General features: G+C 52.3%; 18 protein-coding genes, 2 tRNA genes and 1 other annotated feature. Of the genes, 4 read left to right on the plus strand and 16 right to left on the minus strand.

What is annotated here, in order from left to right:
* Positions 1-37 precede the first annotated feature (37 nt).
* The 5 genes from HGKM_RS07690 to HGKM_RS07710 all read right to left on the minus strand — a co-directional run bounded on the left by HGKM_RS07690 (position 38) and on the right by HGKM_RS07710 (position 5,505).
* Positions 38-415 carry a RidA family protein gene (locus HGKM_RS07690; protein WP_019134766.1) on the minus strand — a complete coding sequence of 126 codons (378 nt, stop codon included), beginning with the start codon at positions 413-415 and terminating at the stop codon, positions 38-40.
* Between the two features lie 351 nt (positions 416-766).
* Positions 767-2,176, minus strand: a complete 1,410-nt coding sequence (locus tag HGKM_RS07695) for a Na+/H+ antiporter NhaC family protein (protein WP_034579897.1) — start codon at positions 2,174-2,176, stop codon at positions 767-769.
* A gap of 12 nt (positions 2,177-2,188) precedes the next feature.
* The gene (locus HGKM_RS07700; protein ID WP_019134768.1) at positions 2,189-3,100 is read right to left on the minus strand and encodes a LysR family transcriptional regulator; all 912 of its coding nucleotides are present in this window, start codon (positions 3,098-3,100) and stop codon (positions 2,189-2,191) included.
* Positions 3,101-3,163: 63 nt separating this feature from the next.
* A complete protein-coding gene (megL, locus tag HGKM_RS07705; RefSeq protein ID WP_019134769.1) occupies positions 3,164-4,351 on the minus strand; it encodes a methionine gamma-lyase in 1,188 nt (395 codons plus the stop codon).
* A 317-nt stretch (positions 4,352-4,668) separates the two neighbouring features.
* Positions 4,669-5,505 (minus strand): helix-turn-helix transcriptional regulator, encoded by an 837-nt coding sequence (locus tag HGKM_RS07710; RefSeq protein ID WP_019134770.1) that lies wholly within the window; start codon positions 5,503-5,505, stop codon positions 4,669-4,671.
* A gap of 191 nt (positions 5,506-5,696) precedes the next feature.
* On the opposite strand from HGKM_RS07710, the gene HGKM_RS07715 reads away from it, so the two are divergent.
* Positions 5,697-6,140 (plus strand): GtrA family protein, encoded by a 444-nt coding sequence (locus tag HGKM_RS07715; protein WP_019134771.1) that lies wholly within the window; start codon positions 5,697-5,699, stop codon positions 6,138-6,140.
* Positions 6,141-6,283: 143 nt separating this feature from the next.
* Here the strand turns inward: HGKM_RS07715 and HGKM_RS07720 are convergent, their stop codons facing one another.
* The 7 genes from HGKM_RS07720 to HGKM_RS07750 form a co-directional block, all read right to left on the minus strand.
* Entirely contained in the window at positions 6,284-7,297 is a 1,014-nt protein-coding gene (locus tag HGKM_RS07720) for an electron transfer flavoprotein subunit alpha/FixB family protein (RefSeq protein WP_019134772.1), read from the minus strand.
* Positions 7,298-7,307: 10 nt separating this feature from the next.
* A complete protein-coding gene (locus tag HGKM_RS07725; protein WP_019134773.1) occupies positions 7,308-8,111 on the minus strand; it encodes an electron transfer flavoprotein subunit beta/FixA family protein in 804 nt (267 codons plus the stop codon).
* 14 nt (positions 8,112-8,125) lie between these two features.
* Positions 8,126-9,280 (minus strand): acyl-CoA dehydrogenase, encoded by a 1,155-nt coding sequence (locus tag HGKM_RS07730; protein WP_019134774.1) that lies wholly within the window; start codon positions 9,278-9,280, stop codon positions 8,126-8,128.
* Between the two features lie 86 nt (positions 9,281-9,366).
* Complete coding sequence (locus tag HGKM_RS07735; RefSeq protein WP_019134775.1) at positions 9,367-10,203, minus strand: 3-hydroxyacyl-CoA dehydrogenase family protein; 837 nt, start codon at positions 10,201-10,203, stop codon at positions 9,367-9,369.
* A 66-nt stretch (positions 10,204-10,269) separates the two neighbouring features.
* Positions 10,270-11,049, minus strand: coding sequence for an enoyl-CoA hydratase-related protein (locus tag HGKM_RS07740; RefSeq protein ID WP_019134776.1), 780 nt, complete (start codon positions 11,047-11,049; stop codon positions 10,270-10,272).
* Between the two features lie 58 nt (positions 11,050-11,107).
* Positions 11,108-12,298, minus strand: coding sequence for an acetyl-CoA C-acetyltransferase (locus HGKM_RS07745; protein WP_019134777.1), 1,191 nt, complete (start codon positions 12,296-12,298; stop codon positions 11,108-11,110).
* 318 nt (positions 12,299-12,616) lie between these two features.
* Positions 12,617-12,690 (minus strand) — tRNA-Val (locus tag HGKM_RS07750).
* A 125-nt stretch (positions 12,691-12,815) separates the two neighbouring features.
* On the opposite strand from HGKM_RS07750, the gene HGKM_RS07755 reads away from it, so the two are divergent.
* The gene (locus tag HGKM_RS07755; RefSeq protein ID WP_172634704.1) at positions 12,816-13,745 is read left to right on the plus strand and encodes an alpha/beta fold hydrolase; all 930 of its coding nucleotides are present in this window, start codon (positions 12,816-12,818) and stop codon (positions 13,743-13,745) included.
* A gap of 70 nt (positions 13,746-13,815) precedes the next feature.
* Here HGKM_RS07755 and trkA read toward each other — a convergent pair whose 3' ends face one another.
* Both trkA and HGKM_RS07765 read right to left on the minus strand, forming a co-directional pair.
* A complete protein-coding gene (gene trkA, locus HGKM_RS07760) occupies positions 13,816-15,180 on the minus strand; it encodes a Trk system potassium transporter TrkA (protein WP_019134779.1) in 1,365 nt (454 codons plus the stop codon).
* A 12-nt stretch (positions 15,181-15,192) separates the two neighbouring features.
* Positions 15,193-16,641 carry a TrkH family potassium uptake protein gene (locus tag HGKM_RS07765; protein WP_034579900.1) on the minus strand — a complete coding sequence of 483 codons (1,449 nt, stop codon included), beginning with the start codon at positions 16,639-16,641 and terminating at the stop codon, positions 15,193-15,195.
* 210 nt (positions 16,642-16,851) lie between these two features.
* On the opposite strand from HGKM_RS07765, the gene HGKM_RS07770 reads away from it, so the two are divergent.
* A complete protein-coding gene (locus tag HGKM_RS07770) occupies positions 16,852-17,478 on the plus strand; it encodes a DJ-1/PfpI family protein (RefSeq protein WP_019134781.1) in 627 nt (208 codons plus the stop codon).
* 59 nt (positions 17,479-17,537) lie between these two features.
* On the opposite strand, the gene rplL is transcribed toward HGKM_RS07770, so the two are convergent.
* Entirely contained in the window at positions 17,538-17,924 is a 387-nt protein-coding gene (gene rplL / locus HGKM_RS07775) for a 50S ribosomal protein L7/L12 (protein WP_019134782.1), read from the minus strand.
* A gap of 88 nt (positions 17,925-18,012) precedes the next feature.
* Positions 18,013-18,555, minus strand: a complete 543-nt coding sequence (rplJ, locus tag HGKM_RS07780; protein WP_019134783.1) for a 50S ribosomal protein L10 — start codon at positions 18,553-18,555, stop codon at positions 18,013-18,015.
* Positions 18,556-18,575: 20 nt separating this feature from the next.
* Positions 18,576-18,695: a sequence feature (ribosomal protein L10 leader region), on the minus strand.
* Positions 18,696-18,798: 103 nt separating this feature from the next.
* Here rplJ and HGKM_RS07785 point away from each other — a divergent pair.
* Positions 18,799-18,871, plus strand: a tRNA-Ala gene (locus tag HGKM_RS07785).
* Positions 18,872-18,934: the final 63 nt, after the last annotated feature.

Consider the following 18,934-nt stretch of genomic DNA (forward strand, 5'->3'; position numbering starts at 1 on the left):
TCAAAATTCATTCAAAAGGGACATCCAAAATGAAGTCTTAGTCGATCGTTCCGGTGGCTTCAATTTCTACTTTTGCACCCTTGGGCAGCTTGGCCACCTGGACGCAGGACCGGGTCGGCAGGATTCCGGTGAAGAATGTCGCATAAACTTCGTTCATCGCAGTGAAGTCGTTGAGGTCCTGGAGGAAGACGGTGGTGTGAACCACTTTTTCCATGGAGGATCCGCCCTCTTCAAGGATGGCTTTGACGTTGGTTAAGGACTGCTTAGTTTGCTCTTCGATGGTGTCAGCCATTTCCCCGGTCTTGGGATTCAGGGGGATCTGACCGGAGGTCATCACCATGTTTCCTACCACCAACCCTTGGGAATAGGGGCCGATCGCTTGGGGGGCATTTTCCGTTGCAATTACTTTGGTCATCTTCTTCTCCTTTGTTTTCTGCGGTTAAAAAACAGCCGTGGGAACGTGTATTACCCTTTCAATGTTGGAAATATTTCATCCGCCTTCCCTATCTTGATGGAAGAAGATCTTGATAAAAGAAGCTTAATAAATATTTCTAAACATTGTAATTCTTTATCATGTTAAATCAAAAATGGACATTCGTCAACCGTTTTCCCCCATTTTCCCTGTAAAATTTTGGAAAAGATTATTAAAAAAGGAGCCTTCCTGAGATTTAACCTCTTCTCAAGAAGGCTCCTTTTCTTCTGCGTCAGAAGCCTTCCGGTGAATATGGACTTCTACACTGGATTCAATTGTTGGAAATAATTGGGTTTACTCGGAAGCCAGGGTCTGCTTCTTCTCTTCCACTTCGCTCTCCTTGCAATCATATTCGTAGTTCCAGGGATCTTTCTTGATTGCACCATCAGCATAGGGCACGAAGATCGAAAGGATCAGGAAAACAGCCAGAAGTAGGCAGTACCAAACATTAGGAATAATCTGTAAGGGGTTAAGGACCACGCCGGCCTTTTCAGAAGTTAAAGAGATTGCCAAAAGAACTTGGGCACCGTAGGGGATGATTCCCTGGAAGACGCAGGAGAAAGCATCCAAGAGAGAGGCTGACCGTCTGGGGTCAACTTTGAAGTCATTGGAGAGGTCCTTGGCAATCGGGCCGGAGATAATAATGGCAACCGTGTTGTTTGCCGCAGCCAGGTCAACCAGGGAAACCAGACCGCCGATGGACAGCTGGGCAGAGGCGGAAGATTTCACGCCGGAGGAGAGTTTACGGATGAGCCAGTCGAAACCGCCATCAGCCCGGCACATGGAAGCCAAACCGCCAACTAAGATGGAAAGAATGAAGATTTCCGCCATTCCCATCATTCCTTTGCCCATGGCACCGGTGAATTCGATGAAGCCGATGGCTCCAGTGGCAATGCCGATGATGCCGTTCAGGACAACGCCGCCGGCCAGAACAACAAAGACGTTCATACCGCATAATGCGGAGATGAGCACAAAAAGATACGGGATAATCTTAACAATGTTAAAATCAAATTTCTCAATCGCAGGAGTAGTCTCTGGACGACCAAAAACTAGAAGAAGGATCACGGTAATGATAGCTGCCGGAATAGCCATCTTGAAGTTCATCCGGAGCTTATCCTGCATCTCTACGCCTTGGGAACGAGTAGCTGCGATCGTCGTATCGGAAATGACGGAGAGATTATCACCAAACATCGCTCCGCCGAGAACGGCACCGACCATGAGGTAGACGTTCAGGTTGGAGGCAACGGCCAAGGGAACGGCGATAGGAACGACCGCTCCGATGGTTCCCATGGAGGTCCCCATGGCCAGGGAGAGGAAGGCGGAGATGATGAAGACACCGGCGACAAGGAACTGAGCCGGGATGTAGGTCAAGGCCAAATGGACCGTTGATTCAACACCGCCGATGGCATCGGCTGACGCGGAAAAGGCCCCGGCCAGGAGGTAGATCAGGCACATGATCATAATATCCGTATCGCCCATGCCGGCGACCAGGTTGTTGAGCTTGCTGTTCATGTCTCCCTTATGCAGGAAGAAAGCGGAAAGAATACCGACCAGGCAGGCGACTAAAATCGGGAACTGGTAGAAGGCCATTTCCACTCCCTGGCCGGAGAGATAAATACCAATACCTAGATACAAACCAACAAAAATTAAAAAGGGGAGTAGAGAAACGCCTGAGCTTCTCTGCGGTTGATTATCATTATTCATAAATTCCTCCTCTTAGGAGGTCTTCGCATCCGAAGACCCTATGTAGCTCTGACATAAGTCAATAAATTCTTTTTCGAGTTTGGTCACTCGGTGGTCCTTTGAAGCAATCCACCCGATCCGGATGATCCCTGAAGAAGATTCCAGGGGAACTGCCATCAGCTGATCATCCCCTCTCGACGAGATGACACCTGACCCGATGGTATAGGCTTGGTGGTCGGAAAGGATTTGATAGATCGTGTCCCTATCTGAAACCCGGATGATTTGCCGGGCGTTCGGGCGAATTCCCTCTTCTAAAAATGAATGGGCTGAGTCTGTCTGGGAGTAACAGATATATGGATAGGGCTGGAGGTCGTCTAGCGACAACTCCTTGGCTCCGGCCAGGGGATGGTCCTTGCTAAGAAAAACAGCATAGGCATAGGTTCCCAATTGGTGAAAGTCGAGGAAGCGGTCCCTCAGGTACTTTAAAATCTCCCGCTCGGTCTCCGTTGCCATGGAGATGATCCCGATGGAAGCCAGGCCGGACTCCACCTCGGAGATGGCCCCTTTGGTCGTGACTTCCCGGAGTTCGAAGTCATAGTCGCTATCCTCATACCGGGTGATGAGGTCAGAGAAGGCATCCACCACATGGACAAAATGCTGGGCGGAAACCCGGAGTCGGCTCTCCTTCTTTTTGGAGAAGGTCGAACGGATAGTCTCCAGTTCGAAAATGATGGACTTGGCCATTTCCGCCAGGTTCTCCCCTTCTTCCGTAAAGGCCACCCGCCGCTGGTTTCCGCGGAGGAGGATCTCAATCCCGAGTTCCTCCTCCAGGCTTTTAATGGCCTTGGAAATCGTCGGTTGGGTGACATAGCATTTGTTGGCAGCATCCACCATCGTATCCGATTGGTAGAGTACCAGCAGGTAGTAGAGCTGTTGGAGTCTCATCCCTCAAGTCCCCCATACATCATCTTGCGGCTTTTCTCTGTTAATTCGCCGCTTTTCTTCGCTTTAGAGCTGGTTGAGGGCCTGGTCGAGGTCAGCGATGATATCCTCAGGATCTTCCAGACCGACAGAAAGACGGATCAGGTTAACCGGGATTCCGGCCTTCTCCAATTCTTCAGGGGAGTAGGTGGAATGGGTCATGGAAGCCGCATGCTCGATCAGGGTTTCGCAGTCGCCCAATGAAACGGCCAGGGTGCAAATCTTAACGGAGTCCATCACCTTCTTGGCATCATCCAAGCCGCCCTTGACCATAAAGGAAATCATGGCGCCGGGGAGCTTCATCTGGCGGTCAGCCAATTCTTTCTGGTCGAAGGAATCCAGTCCCGGATAGATAACGCGCTCGACCTTGTCGTGCTTTTCAAGGAACTCAGCGACCTTCTGTGCATTGGCGCAGTGCTGGCGGACGCGGACACCCAGGGTCTTCATTCCGCGGATGATCAGGTAGGCCTGGAAGGGGGACATGACGGAACCGGTGCAGTCCTTGACGCCGACGAGTCGGACGGTAGCCATGTCTTCGGCAGAGCCCACAGCGAATCCGGCAATGACGTCTCCATGGCCGTTGAGGTACTTGGTGGCGGAGTGGACGACGATATCAGCGCCCAGTTCCAGAGGCTTCTGGCAGACCGGGGTGGCGAAGGTGTTGTCAACGACCACCCGGACGCCCTCTTTCTTGTGGGCGATGTCGGCGATGGCTTTGATGTCGGCCAGGCCGATGGTGGGGTTAACCGGCGTTTCTATGTAGACAATCTTCGTATTGTCCTTCATGGCCTTTTCCACATTCTTGGGGTCAGTGGTGTCGATGAAGGAAACTTCCACGCCCATCCGGGTCAGGCTCTCGTTCATCAAAGCGAAGGTGCAACCATAGAGAACTTCAGAGGCGATGATGTGGTCACCGGCAGAGAGGAAGGACCAAAGGGTGGAGGCGATAGCGCCCATACCGGAAGCGGTACCAACGGCATCTTCGGCTCCTTCAAGCAAGGCCACTTTCTTTTCAGCATTTGCGACGGTGGGATTGCCGAGACGACCATAGATGTAGCCGTCTTCTTTTCCGGCAAAGCGGTTACCGCCCTGATTGCAGTTGTCGAAGATAAAGGTTGAGGTTTGATAAATCGGGGTGGCCAGTGCCCCATATTTATTCGGCTCATACCCGCCGTGTACTGCAATCGTGTCAAGTTTCAGGTTCTTTTTTTCCATGACAACTCCTTTCTTAGAAGCTTTCTCCTGCACCCCATAAGAGGGCACAATTTTCAATTCAAAGAAAATAAACGTTTCCTCTTCGACAAAGTCCCATGCCTATTACCGATAAGCAACTGACTATCCTTTTTTTCCATCTTCAAAGATAAGTCAATTTATAGGCCTGGGAACATTTACCTACCGTCATCGTATCATAAACTAGGTGAGAAAACGTTTCTAATTTCTCATAGTTGCTATTCCTTTTTGGAATAGTATAGATCAAATACCATTGAAATACCATAATAAAAGGAATGATAAAAAGAAAAAACCGGCAGGAATTACTCCTGCCAGTTGATCATATTTAAGTAACGATAGACGGTAGCGACTGAACAGTCCAGCTTTTCGGCCACAAAATTAACCGCCCCCTTCATCCGGAACATTCCACGGGCATCCAGCTGCCTGGTCACCTCCAGCCGGTCTTCTTGCTTCATATAACCGATGGGAATAGGGTTCCCTTTAATCACATCCTCGAAGATATTGACCATGAGCTCGTCGATATTGGAGTGGAACTCTTCAACCCCACCCTCTTGGTTGACCTGGTCGAAGGTCTGGCCCAGGTTGACCCGATCACTTGCCGTCGGATTGACCCAATCCTTGGGATGGATGATCTTTTGCAAGCGGTCGAATTCCTCCAGGAAGCGGGCATCCGTGAAATTGATGCAGAGGAGGGCAACCAGATCTCCCTCGTCATCCTTAATAAAGAATGACGAAGACCGATAATGGTCATTCCCCCGACGACCCTGGTAGTTGACATAATAGTCCCGGCTCTTATACATCTTCTCCTGGATGATCCGGAGGCCCAGCTCTGTGATCGGGGACCCCACTCCCCTGCCGGATAATGGATTGGCAATGGCCACCACGGAATTGGGGAGCTTGGACACGTCATGGAGAAGGATCTCATAGTCGGGCCCCAGGAATTTTCCCAGGAAGTCCACCAGGACCTTATACGCACTCAGGTCATAGGCTTCCTTCCTCCCTCCCCCATTCTCCTGGGCAGCCCGGAGCTTGCGGATGACCTCCGGGGCCAGGTCATTTTCCAAGGCAGGCTTTTCAGCCGGCTCATTTCGCTTGCTTTTTCCTTGACTATCCTGCTTGCTTAAATTCTCTTCTGTCATTGTTTTATCCTTTATGTATGTGAAATATAAAAAATTCTCATAATTTCTATGTATAAGAATTGTAGCATAAAATCATCCACATATCGAAATCCCTTCCGAAAAATTTGGCCTCTTTCCCTCTTTCTTTTACAATGGAGGAAGTAAATTGTCCAGGGAGAGGATTTTCCGGATATCCCTTGAAGGAGTTACTTATGCCTATAAATAAGAAAAATGAAAAGCCAGAGACGTCAATCCGACTTTTCGATAAAACCACCCTAAAATTTATCCTGGTCGGGATTATCAATACTCTTTTCGGAACCGGGGTCATGTTCCTGGCCTATAATGTCTTTTCCGCCTCCTACTGGCTCTCTTCGGCCCTAAACTACATCCTGGGTTCCATTCTCTCCTACTTTCTCAACAAATACTTCACCTTCCAATCCAAGGAAAAATCCTGGAGCCAGGTGGTAAAATTCGTTCTTAATATCACCGTCTGCTACTTCCTGGCCTACGGTCTGGCTAAGCCCCTGGTCATGAGAATCCTGTCGGGCCAAGAGATTAAGCTGGTCGAAAATATCGCCATGGTGGTGGGCATGGTCCTCTTTGTAGGGCTAAACTACCTGGGCCAGCGATTCTTGGTTTTCCCCGAGAAGAAATAGGAAGTGGCTCCCTGGCTACCAGAAAATATGACCCCCAGCCAGGGTCAACCCCAATATGCCTAGTCAAAAAAAGAGAAGTGCAAAATTTGCACTTCTCTCTTTTTATCTTAAGGGATCAACCCTTATTTTCCCGTGAAAAGAACTTAGTTCTTTCTAGCGTTATATTCTTCGATTTCCTTGGTCAGTTCGGGAACAATCTCAAAGAGGTCACCAACCAGGGCGATGTCCGCCACCTTGAAGATGGGGGCTTCGGGGTCCTTGTTAATGGCGATGATGTAGTCGGAGTTCTGCATACCGGCTAAGTGCTGGATAGCACCGGAGATGCCGACAGCGATGTAGACCTGGGGCTTAACGGTCTTACCGGACTGGCCGACCTGGTGGGAGTGGGTAATCCAACCGGCATCAACGGCTGCACGGGAGGCACCGACGGTCCCGTCGAGGGCGTGGGCCAGCTTTTCAATCAGGTCGAAGTTCTTGGGATCACCCAGTCCACGTCCACCGGATACGATGATGTCCGCCTCGAGGAGGTTGACTTCGTCGCCGGCTTCTTCATGGATGGTGTCCAGGACGCGGGTCCGGATCTTCTCCGTGGGGAAGTCGATGGTTTCTTGAATAACGTCAAATTCCGCCTTGGGCTCCACGCGGATGGACTGGAAGACGCCGGGACGGACGGTCCCGATCTGGGGACGGTGGTCAGCACAGATGATCTGGGCCATGAGGTTACCACCGAAGGCAGGACGGGTCCAGAGGATATTGTGGTTTTCCGTATCGATGTCCAACTCTGTGCAGTCAGCGGTCAGACCGGTTTTGAGGCGGGAAGAAACCCGGGGGCCCAAGTCACGGCCTTGGTTGGTAGCGCCGATGAACATGGTTCTGGGGTGGTGCTTTTTAACCAGTTCTTCAATGGCATGGGTGTAAACGTCGGTGTTGTATTCTTTGTAGACATCACCTTTAACGAGGACAACACCGTCAGCGCCATAGTTCTTGCAGACTTCCTGGGCCTTATCCAAGTCGGATCCGATGAGGACGGAGTAAACTTTCTCCCCCACCTTTGCAGCCAGGGAAAGAGCTGTGGTCAAAAGCTCAAGGCTGACGTTGGCCGGTGTTCCATCTTCCTTTAATTCGGTAATGACCCACATGTTATTATATTCTGTCATGGACTACCTCCTACAGTACCTTGGCATGTTCCATCGCGGAAACCAGGCGCTTAGCGGCCAGGTTGGGATCTGCTTCTTGGATTCGAATGCCTTCTTTGTGGCTTTCCGGTGTATATGACTTCACCACTCTGGTTGGGGACCCCTTGAGTCCGATGGCCGTGGTATCGATGTTGGGGAATTCATCGAAGGTCAAATACTTGATTTCCGCCTTCTTGGAATGAAGGGCATTGCGGACGCGGGCATAGCGGAGCTCGTCCGTCTTGTTGAAGGTGGCCAGGAAGGGCATCTGGGTTTCCACGACCTGGTGGCAGGAATCCAGTTCTCTCTCGATAACAGCCTTGCCGTCCTTGACCTCCACGTTCAGACCATAGGTGATCTGGGGGATGTCCATGTGCTCAGCCAGCTCGGGGCCAACCTGGGCGGTATCGCCGTCGATGGCCTGCTTGCCGCAGAAAATAGCGTCAAAGGGGCCGTCTTCTTCCTGGAGCTTTTCAACGGCTTGGGAAAGAATGTAGGAAGTGGCCAAGGTGTCGGAGCCACCGAATTTCCGGTCGGTAACCAGATAGGCTTCATCCGCACCGACAGCCAGGCAGTCTCTCAGCATGCCTTCCGCCTGTGGGGGGCCCATGGAAACGACAACCACTTTGGTGTTTTCGGGATCCCTGTCCTTGAGCTGAAGGGCCTGCTCTAAAGCGTAGGAATCATAGGTATTTAAGATGCTGGGCACCCCTCTACGGATCAGGGTGTTGGTTTCCGGGTCAATCTTCATTTCGGTTGTATCCGGAACTTGTTTTGCACAAACAAGAATTTTCATGTTGGCTCCTTCCTCTATTTTGCTCTCGCTAAGACGGAACCGCCGATGACCATTTCCATGACCTCGGATGTTCCTTCGTAGATTTCGGTAATCTTGGCATCACGCATCATGCGCTCAACCTGGTATTCCTGGATGTAGCCGTAGCCACCGTGGAGCTGGACGCATTCGGTGGTGACCCACATGGCGGTCCGGGAGGCCTTGAGTTTGGCCATAGCAGCCTCTTCGGAGAAGCGGTCCTGGGTGTCATGGGCAATGGCAGCCTTATAAACCAGGAGGCGGGAGGCTTCAATTTCCGTAGCCATCTTGGCTAACATGAACTGGGTGTTCTGGAACTTGGCCAAGGGGCGACCAAATTGTTCACGCTCTTTGACGTACTGGACCGTCCGGTCGAAGGCGCCCTGAGCGATACCTAAAGCCTGGGCGGCAATCCCGATACGTCCACCGTCCAGGGTCTGCATGGCAATGGGGAAGCCTCTTCCTTCCTTGCCTAAGAGGTTCTCAGCAGGGATGCGGCAGTCGCGGAAGATCAGCTCGCAGGTGGAAGAAGCGTGGATACCCATCTTCTTTTCCACCGTACCGATATCGAATCCGGGGGTTCCCTTTTCCACGATGAAGGCGGAAATGCCGTGGGTTCCCTTGGACCGGTCGGTCATGGCGAATACGATGAAAGTGTCCGCTGCTCCGGCATTGGTGATAAAGATCTTTGTTCCGTTCAGGATGTATTCATCTCCGTCCTTGACGGCTACGGTCTGCTGACCGGAAGCGTCAGTCCCGGCATTGGGCTCGGTCAAACCGAAAGCACCCAGTTTTTCACCGGAAGCCAGGGGACGTAAGTATTTTTCTTTCTGCTCCTCATTGGCGAAGCGCATTAACGCACCACCACAGAGAGAGGTATGTGCCGATACGATGACGGATGTCGAGGCGCAAACCCGGGCCAGTTCTTCCACCAGGATGGCATAAAGAAGTTCGGATCCACCTTCTCCGCCTAATTCCTCAGGGAAAGGAATACCGAAATAGCCAAGCTTCTGCATCTTCTTGACGTTCTCCATGGGAAATTCATGGGTCTCATCAATTTCCACGGCCAGAGGTTCCACTTCAGTTTCCGCGAACTTGCGGAACATCTGACGCATCTCCTCCATCTCTTTCATCACATTCAGATCAAATTCCATAGATTCCTCCTATTAGTCATGGACCTACATAATCAAGGATAAAGGGCATAGTTATGCCCTTTATCCTCATTTACTATCATAGACCTTTATTTGCTATAGTCAAAGAAACCTTGACCGGTCTTCCGACCCAGGCGTCCGCCGCGGACCATCTTTCTCAGGAGAGGGGCGGGGCGGTACTTGGAGTCGCCGAATTCATTGTAGAGGACTTCCATGATGGCCAGGACGACGTCCAAACCGATGAGGTCACCGAGTTCCAGGGGGCCCATGGGATGGTTGGCACCGAGCTTCATGGCGGTGTCAATGTCTTCCGGCTTAGCCAGTCCGTCTTCCAGGATAGAAATACCTTCGTTGATATAGGGAACCAGGATCCGGTTAACCACGAATCCGGGACCTTCCTTAACCACAACAGGGGTCTTGCCCAATTCTTCAGAAATGGAGACGATCTTGTCTACCGTTTCCTGGGGAGTATTGATTCCGGGGATAACCTCAATTAACTTCATGACCGGGGCGGGGTTGAAGAAGTGCATCCCGATCAAGGGACGAGACAGGCCGGCGCCGATCTCGGTCACGGAAAGAGAAGAGGTGTTGGAAGCAAAGATGCAGTCCTTTTTGACGGTCTCATCTAACTTCTTGAAGGTCTCTTTTTTGATGGCCATGTTTTCGATGGCAGCTTCAACGATGAGGTCGCAGTCATCCAACTGGTCGTTCAGGCAAGGGGTGATCCGGTTGACGATGGCATCGGCATCTGCCTGGTCCATCTTTCCCTTTTGAACCCGACGGTCCAAACCCTTTTTAATCTTTGCCTTTCCTCCCTCGGAAAATTCAATCTTGATATCCGAGAGCATGATTTCGTGTCCTTTTTGTGCGAAGGCCTGGGCAATTCCAGATCCCATGGTCCCGGCACCGATTACTCCAACTTTCATTCTTCCTCCTTTATTGGCTGAAAGCCATATTTCTCCTTCAAGCAGATCCCCTGCCCTTAAGAAGATTTACTTGTTTTGGAAATTCTTTTCTTTCCGCTTTTCCAGGAAGGCGGACATACCTTCTACCTGGTCCTCCGAATCGAAGCAGTTGCCGAAATAACCGGCTTCCGTTTCCATGGCTTTGTCCATGGGTTCTTCGATTCCTTGCAGGAGGGCGGCTTTGGTATTGCGGACGGCAATGGGGGCATTGCCGGCGATCCGCTGGGCGGTCTTCATGGCTTGGGCCATGAGGTCCTCTTGAGCAAAAACTTCAGAGACCAGGCCGATCTCCTTGGCTTCCTCGGCCTTGATGTTCTTGGCGGTATAGAGGAGTTCCTTGGCCTTGGACATGGACCCGATCACCCGAGCCAGTCGCTGGGTTCCGCCGAAGCCTGCTGTGATGCCCAAGCCCACTTCCGGCTGACCGAAGAGGGCGTTCTCTGAGCAGTAGCGGATGTCGCAGGACATGGCCAGCTCATTTCCCCCGCCCAGGGCGAAACCGTTGATGGCGGCGATGACGGGGATGGGGAAGGTTTCGATCTTCCGGAAAATCTTATTTCCAAGGAGTCCGAAGGCCTTGCCCTCGTCTTCGTTAAAGTCCTTCATCTGGGCGATGTCTGCTCCCGCCACGAAGGACTTGTCCCCTGAACCGGTGATGATCAGGCAACGAACCTGACCCTGGTCCACCTGGTCCATGGTCTGGTCCAGTTCCTTAAGGACCTGGTCATTCAAGGCGTTGAGGGCCTTAGGCCGGTCAATCGTAATGACCCCGACCTGGCCCTGGACATCATATTTTACAAATTCCATGCTGCCTCCTTACAGGAATGAGGGGAGTGAAGGCTTCACTCCCCTCTTGCTTTCTCAATTAGTCTTCAACCTTCTTGATGGCTGTGGCAACGCCCATCCCACCACCGACGCAGAGGGTGGCCAGGGCTTGCTTGGCATCCTTCCGGCGGAGGAATTCATAAATCAGGGTAACCAGGATCCGAGCACCGGAGCATCCAACGGGGTGACCGATGGCGATAGCGCCACCATTAACGTTGGTCTTTTCCGGGTCGAGTCCAAGTTCTTCCATGCAGACCACGGACTGGGCGGCAAAGGCTTCATTGGCTTCCACCAGGTCGAAGGCATTGATGTCGCAATCCAGCTTCTTCATCAGTCTCTTGGTCGCTTCGATTGGGCCGGTTCCCATGATGGCAGGATCAACACCGCCAACGGTTCCGTCAACATATTCCACCTGGGGCTTGACACCCAGTTCCTTCATCTTGGATTCAGAGATCAGGATGACGCAGGCTGCTCCGTCATTGATTCCGGAGGAGTTTCCAGCAGTCACCACGCCACCTTCCTTGAAAGCGGGTCTCAGTCTGGCGACGGATTCCATGGTCTGACCATAGCGGATTCCCTCATCCTTATTGAAGGTGATGGTTTCCTTTCTCTTCTTTACTTCAACAGGAACGATCTCTTCCTGGAAGACGTCGGCCTTTTGTGCCTTTTCTGCCCGGTTCTGGGACATAACAGCATATTCATCCAACTTCTCACGGGAATAGCCCCACTTCTCAGCAATGTTTTCAGCGGTAATGCCCATATGGTAGTTGTTGAAGGCATCCGTTAACGCATCATGGGTCATGGAGTCGATGATCTTGGCATCGCCCATCCGGTATCCATAGCGGCCATTGGTCAGGAGGTAGGGAGCCATGGACATGTTTTCGGTTCCGCCGCAGACAACGATATCCGCATCGCCGGTTTTGATCATTCGGGCACCGGTGTTGACGGTCTCAAGGCCGGATCCGCAGAGGATGTTCATGGTCACGGCCGGGGTGGTTACGGGGATACCGGCGTTGACGGAAGCCTGACGAGCCACGTTCTGTCCGGCACCGGCCTGGAGGACGTTGCCCATGTAGACAAAGTCCACATCTTCCGGCTTGATCCCTGCGCGATTTAAAGATTCTTTAATAACAATTTCAGCTAACTTCTTTGCGGGTACGGTAGAAAGTGCCCCACCCATCGTTCCGACTGCTGTTCTGACAGCTCCAGTGATAAAGATTCTTTCAGACATTTTTTACTCCCTTTCCGGACCTTGTGGTCCCTGTCCAACATACCCTTTCCGATCTTTCCCCGTGTCCCCCGGCCTGTATTTTCCAGGCTTCTGAAATGGGGTTTCGCAAGGAATTCTCTTGATAAATATTTAACTTAGTCTTATTCTACTACAATTAGCCGGTCCTGTAAAGGAGGAAATGGATTATATTTAGGAGGCCGAAAGAGAACTTTTCTGATACCATTTAATGAGACAAAAAATCTTACCGGGCCTAAAAAAACGGACTGCACATAAAAAAATGCCCAATCCCTTGGAGTGAAGGGAAGGGCATCTACCACATGGAAAATCAGGGACTCGAACCCTGGACCCCCACGATGTGAACGTGGTGCTCTAACCAACTGAGCTAATTTTCCAAAGAGAACAGAACTATTATATGCAAAAACCCCATGCCCTTCAAGTGCTTTCCCTTCTTTTCCCCCGGAAAGCCTCCCGGGTGGCCATTGACGGTAGCAGAACCGATGAAAGAAAGGAATTCAAGATGACTGAAGACTTTACCATCCAATCCCTCCACGACCAAATCCCCATCCACCTGACAAAATTCCAGCCCGAGGAGGGGCCCGTCCGGGCCCGGGTCCTGATCCTCCACGGAATGTGCGAGCACCGGGGCCGCTACCGGGAGTTTGCCCAATTTCTGGCTGACCAGGGATTGGAGGTCTATACCATGGACTGGCGAGGACATGGAGAGACCTTGGTGGATGGACACTTGGGCTATTTCGCCTCCGAGTCGGGCTACCTGGTCCAAACCGGGGACCTAATCCATGTGATCGAGACCATCGACCGGGGAGACCTGCCATTTTTGGTCTTCGCCCATTCCATGGGGACCCTCTATGCCCGCTTTCTCCTCCAGTCCCGGCCCCACTTCTGTGACCTCCTCCTCCTTTCCGGCCCGCCCGCCAATAATTCCAAAATCGGGGGCGCCATCCTCATGGCCCGCCTTCTCTCCGCCATTCGTCCTGAGGCCCCCTCCTCCTTCCTTCAAAAAATCACCTTTGCGGACTATGCCAAGTCAATCCCGGACCGGAAGACCGACCTGGACTGGCTTTCCTGTGATCCGGAGAATGTGGCGACCTATATTGCCGACCCCCTTTGCGGTTTCCCTTTCACCAACCGGGGCTTCCTGGACCTCTACCTCCTGACCAAGGCCTGTTTTGAAAGGCCCTCATCCGAAGAAAAGCCCTCCTATGACCTCCCCATCCACCTCTTCCGGGGAAAGGGCGACCCCTGTCCCCGGCCTAATGATGGAGGGCCTGAGGAGATCAAGGAAACCCTCCAAGATTGGGGCTTCTCCCGGATTTCAGAGAAGGTCTATGCCCATTCCCGCCATGAGCTCCTTTTTGATCGGGATAAGAATCAAGTCTATCAGGACCTTCTTGCAACGATCAACAACCATCTTCCCGCAGTCCTCTAAGCCCCCGAGTTTTCAACGGTTTTACCAAAGCGAATGAAAAGCCCCCTTCACTGGAGAAGGGGGCTTTTTGTTATTTTTCTTCCTGGACAAATTGGATGATATCCTTGATGTTTTTGTGGGTGGTGATGACGGAAACGTCGTCCCCCACTTCGATGGAATCCGATCCGTTGGGGATGATATAGTCGTCTCCCCGGTGGATGCCGATGATTAAGGTGGAGGAAATGAGCTTGATGTCCCTGAGTGGCTTGCCGGTGATGGAGGACTCGTTCAGGATATGGAATTCCATGGCCTCCACCTGGTCATCCACCATCTGGTAGAGGCGGATCATGGAGGAATGGGAAGTCGCCTTCAAGGACCGGGAGAGTCGGATCATTTTTTCCGCCAGGAGTTGCTTGGGGGTGATGATGGTGTCCAAGCCCAGGTGGGTCAGGTGCTTGAGGATGATGGGCCTGTCCACCCGGGTGATGATCTTAGGCACAGCCCGGTCCTGGGCGAATGAGGAAAGGATGATGTTCTCCTCATCGTTATTTTGGAGGGCGGCTACAGCATCGAAGGACTCCAGTCCCTCCGCATCCAAGAGGAGGGGATCCTTGGCCTCCCCATAGACCACATCCACCATGGGAAAGTCCAGGGCCAGCTTCTTGCCGACTTCCACATCTTCTTCAATCACCTTGATATACATGGAAGTCTGCTTGGTCAGCCGCTCAACCAGATAGTAGGTCAGATCGCCACCGCCCAGGATCATGAGGGAGCGGACGGTCATGGGATCCCGGGTCATGTCCTGGTAAACCAGCTTCAGGTCTTCCCTCTTGCCGGTGACGTGGATCTTGTCCCCGGCATGGATCTCGAAGTTGCCATTGGGGATAAAGACGTAGTCCCCCCGCTGGACCGCACAGATCAGCATTCGACCTTCAAATAGCTTGGTGAATTCCATGAGGGTCTTGTTGCAGGCGGAGGATTCTTCCGTGACCGTCAGCTCGATAATCCGGATCTGGTTGTTGGAAAAGGACTCCATGGACTCAGCCGCCGGGAAGGCTAGGATTTTGGAGATGAGGACTGCCGCATCCATCTCCGGATTGACGATCCGGGAGACGCCCAGGGCGTCCTGCATAAAATCCATGTCCTCCAGGTATTCGGTGGACCGGACCCGGCCATAAACGTGGCCGACACCCAACTCCGAAGCCAGAATGGAGGCGATGATATTCGTTTCATCCGATGAGGTAACGGCCAGGAAGACATCTTCTTCACTGAGGTCGATTTCCCGGAGGATGTTGATCGAGGTGGCTGATCCCACAATAGCCTGGATGTCATAGGTTGAATAGAGGTCATTGACCCGGTCCTCATCGGTATCGATCAGGACAAGGTCATTGGATTCCCAAAGGGATTCACAGATGGCACGGCCGACTTCGCCGGCTCCACAAACGACAATTTTCAATGGAATTCCCTCCTATTTTTTCTTCCAGACCCTGGGCAAAAAGAGGATCATCACCGGGAAGATTTCCAGACGCCCGGCTATCATGAGGACAGTGAGCACGGCCTTCGAAAAGGGAGAGAAGGCTGCAAAGGAAGCCCGGGGACCGACGGCGGCCATTCCCGGACCGATATTGTTGAAGGTGGCCGCCACAGCGGAGAAGGCGGTCATGAAATCCTGCTCGGAAAAGGAGACCAGGAGGAGACCGGTTGTAAAAACCATGGCGTAGATGGCCAGGTAGACGAAGACCGACCGGACATATTCATCGCCTGGCCTCTTCCCGTCAATGGTGATGGGCTTTAGGAGGCGGGGATGGACCGCATGGCGGACTTCCCTTTTCATGGATTTCAGATAAATGAGAACTCGGGAAACCTTGATCCCGCCCGCCGTGGACCCGGCCATGGACCCGGTAAACATGAGGATGAGGAGGATGATGTGGGCGAAAAGGGGCCAGAGGGCAAAGTTGGCGGTTCCGAAGCCCGAGGTGGAGATGATGGTGGACACGGTGAAGAAGCTGTCCCGGAAGAGGGCTTCCATGCTTCGATAGGAAGGGGCGATGCAGACCATGATGGCGAGGGTGGAAAGGATGATCAGGGTCCAATAGAGGCGGAGCTCCTCATTGGCAAAGAAGCGCTTGAAGCGTTTCCGGAAAAGGAGGAAGTAGAGGTTAAAGTTGGTGCCGAAGGCGATCATACCGATGGCCAGGATGTACTCCACCAGAGGGTTTTGGAAATGGCCTACGCTCAAAGCCTTGTTGGAAAAACCGCCGGTTCCTGCTGTCCCGAAAGCATGAATCATGGCGTCAAAGAGGTTCATGCCGGCCAGGCAGAGGAGACCGATCAAAACGGCGGTCATGATCAAATAGAGCTTGTAGAGCATAAAGGCCGAAGACTTGTTTTTGGAGGCCAGCTTGCCGAATTCCGGACCCGGCACTTCCGCCTTCATGATGTTGACTGCCCCCTCCCCCATCTCCGGGGCAAAGGCAAAGGCGAAGACCAGGATCCCCATCCCCCCAATCAAGTGGGAGAATGACCGCCAGAAAAGCATAGATTGGGACAGGGCCTCGACATCCGTCAGGATGGAGGAGCCTGTGGTGGTAAAACCCGATGCCATCTCAAAAACCGCATCCAGGAGGGAAGGAATTTCCCGGGCAAAGTAAAAGGGCAAGGCCCCGAAAAATGACAGGAGAAACCAGGACAGGCTGGTGATGGCAAAGCCGTCGACAAGGGTATACTTCATTCCCCTCGGTCCGACCTTCATCATGGCCAAGCCGAGGGCGGACAAAATCCCCATGGTGGCCAAAAAGGCCAGGAGGGTCCGACCGGATTCCCGATAGATGAGCCCCACCAGGAGGGGGGCCAACATCATGGCCGCCTCGATGAGGCAGACCTTGCCTAAAAATCGAATGACAACGCGTTTATTCACAGAAAAACCTCAACTTTTTTACTCCGTCAAAAAAGGATAGGATTTGGATCGAACCATGGATGAACAGGTCCCCCAAATATATAGATTATACCACTTTCCGTCCTGACCGACCCGGTAGGCCCCGGCCTTTTTATTTCCTCTTTTTCAAAAGGCGGTATCTTGGGTAAAAATCAAGCAAATCTTGGTTTTATGGAGAAGAAAGGAGACCCTATGGACGTTTCTATTTTTATGGCGGACGGTTTGGAAGAATGTGAAGCCCTCCTGGTCGTCGACCTCATGCGCCGGGCCGGCATTGCCATCCAGACAGTGGCGGTCCACCAGCCGGATTGGGAAGGCCGGGAAGAGGACCGGAAGCGGATCCGTTCCTGCCACGATATTGAAATTACCTGCGACACCACTATCAAAGACTATGAGCCGGGCGCGGAAGTGGCCCTCATCATCCCCGGCGGACTTCCCGGCGTGGACTACCTGAAGGCCAACGAGAAGCTCCGGGCCATCCTCATGGATTTCCATGAGAAAAAGGTGAAAAAGGATGAGGGCTGGATTGGAGCCATCTGTGCCGGGCCCACCCTCCTGGCTGACCTGGGCATCCTTGACGGAAAGGCCGCTACGGTCTATCCCGGCCGAAAGGATGACTTGGGAGACAAGATCAATTATGTCAACCAGGATGTGGTCATGGCCCCCGGCATCATCACCGGAAAGGCCCTTGGCCTGGCCATCCCCTTCGCCCTGGTCCTCATCTCCACCCTCAAGGGTGAGGAGACGGCCAACCGGGTAGCGGAGGAAATCTATTATAGCTCCTGGTCCCAGGCCCAAAGAAAGACATCCGGTCAATAGACGGAAAAAAAACAAGGACCCCAAAAGGGTCCTTGTTTTTATTTGGCTTGGTCTTAAAACTACTTGACCTCGACAGTAGCACCGGCTTCTTCAAGCTGGTTCTTAATGTCTTCGGCTTCGTCCTTGGAGACCTTCTCTTTAACGGCCTTCGGAGCTTCGTCAACGAGAGCCTTGGCTTCTTTCAAGCCCAGGCCGGTGATGGTCTTGACGACCTTGATGACGTTGATCTTGGAAGAACCGGCAGAAGCCAGGATAACATCGAATTCGGTTTGTTCAGCTTCAGCAGCACCACCGGCAGCGGCAGCGGCAACAGGAGCGGCAGCAGCAACGGGAGCAGCAGCGGATACGCCGAATTCCTCTTCCAGAGCGGAAACGAGGTCGGAGAGTTCAAGAACGGTGAGTTCTTTAATTTGATCAATTAACTGAGTGACTTTTTCAGATGCCATTGGTAAATCCTCCTTAAGGATATTTTTGCTAGGATGGTTCAATCATCCGGTAACGCCTGCTCTCATGCGACAGAGGTTCCACAAAAGCTTAGGCTGCTTCTTCTTGTTCTTTCTTTTCCTTGACAGCGTTCAGGCCATAGACCAGGCTGGACAGGATGGCGTTGGAAACCTGAGCCATGCCGGCAACAGGGCCTTGGAGCCCGCGCAGGAGCATGGAGAGCAGGATCTCCTTGCTGGGTAGCTTGGAAAGAGCGATGACCTTTTCCTTATCGATGGCCTTGCCTTCGATAAAGCCGGCTTTAATGATGAGCTTTTCCTCATTATCCTTAGCGTATTCTTCCGCAATTTTGGGACCGGACACCATATCTTCATCGGAGAAGATAAAGGCATTGGGGCCCTGGAGGAGTTCATCAAATTCATCGTGTCCCAGCTCATTGAATGCCCGACGGACCATGGTGTTCTTGTAAACCCGGTAGTTGACACCGGCTTCACGGAACTTGGCACGCAGGTCAGTGATCTCTTGAACATCAATGCCGGAGTATTCCGCAATGACGATGGACTGCGCCGCTTCAATCTGTTGACGGATCTCGTCCACCACCGCCTTTTTCTTATTTAATGTTGCTTCCTTCAAATTCTTTCACCTCCCTCGGCTACTTAAATTAAAAATCTCCCCACGCGAAGACGCATGGAGAGACGGAAATCCGTATCATCCACCTCGACGGGAAATTAAGCTTTCGCACCCGTGGTCTTCGGTAGCCAGTTATGTATTATAGCAGAGAAAATCGGACTCGGCAAGGCCTCCCTGTCAAAAACCAGCTCCTTTCTCCCCTTGATTTCTTGACCACATAAGCATATGATTAAAGGGATCTTATTCGGGTTCGTAGCTCAGTTGGGAGAGCGCTGCGTTCGCAACGCAGAGGTCGTGGGTTCGACTCCCATCGGATCCATAAAAGAGGAGATCACCAGTGATCACTGGTGATCTCTTCTTTTTTCCATCGATTGTCCAGTTC

The organism is Kallipyga massiliensis ph2, from assembly GCF_000311985.1.
Taxonomy (GTDB): Bacteria; Bacillota; Clostridia; order Tissierellales; family Peptoniphilaceae; genus Kallipyga; species Kallipyga massiliensis.

Coding starts and splice junctions, on each gene's coding strand:
- HGKM_RS07690 (WP_019134766.1), bottom strand. CDS start 415: ATGACCAAAGTAATTGCAACGGAAAATGCCCCCCAAGCGATCGGCCCC.
- HGKM_RS07695 (WP_034579897.1), bottom strand. CDS start 2,176: ATGAATAATGATAATCAACCGCAGAGAAGCTCAGGCGTTTCTCTACTC.
- HGKM_RS07700 (WP_019134768.1), bottom strand. CDS start 3,100: ATGAGACTCCAACAGCTCTACTACCTGCTGGTACTCTACCAATCGGAT.
- megL (WP_019134769.1), bottom strand. CDS start 4,351: ATGGAAAAAAAGAACCTGAAACTTGACACGATTGCAGTACACGGCGGG.
- HGKM_RS07710 (WP_019134770.1), bottom strand. CDS start 5,505: ATGACAGAAGAGAATTTAAGCAAGCAGGATAGTCAAGGAAAAAGCAAG.
- HGKM_RS07715 (WP_019134771.1), top strand. CDS start 5,697: ATGCCTATAAATAAGAAAAATGAAAAGCCAGAGACGTCAATCCGACTT.
- HGKM_RS07720 (WP_019134772.1), bottom strand. CDS start 7,297: ATGACAGAATATAATAACATGTGGGTCATTACCGAATTAAAGGAAGAT.
- HGKM_RS07725 (WP_019134773.1), bottom strand. CDS start 8,111: ATGAAAATTCTTGTTTGTGCAAAACAAGTTCCGGATACAACCGAAATG.
- HGKM_RS07730 (WP_019134774.1), bottom strand. CDS start 9,280: ATGGAATTTGATCTGAATGTGATGAAAGAGATGGAGGAGATGCGTCAG.
- HGKM_RS07735 (WP_019134775.1), bottom strand. CDS start 10,203: ATGAAAGTTGGAGTAATCGGTGCCGGGACCATGGGATCTGGAATTGCC.
- HGKM_RS07740 (WP_019134776.1), bottom strand. CDS start 11,049: ATGGAATTTGTAAAATATGATGTCCAGGGCCAGGTCGGGGTCATTACG.
- HGKM_RS07745 (WP_019134777.1), bottom strand. CDS start 12,298: ATGTCTGAAAGAATCTTTATCACTGGAGCTGTCAGAACAGCAGTCGGA.
- HGKM_RS07755 (WP_172634704.1), top strand. CDS start 12,816: ATGACTGAAGACTTTACCATCCAATCCCTCCACGACCAAATCCCCATC.
- HGKM_RS07770 (WP_019134781.1), top strand. CDS start 16,852: ATGGACGTTTCTATTTTTATGGCGGACGGTTTGGAAGAATGTGAAGCC.
- rplL (WP_019134782.1), bottom strand. CDS start 17,924: ATGGCATCTGAAAAAGTCACTCAGTTAATTGATCAAATTAAAGAACTC.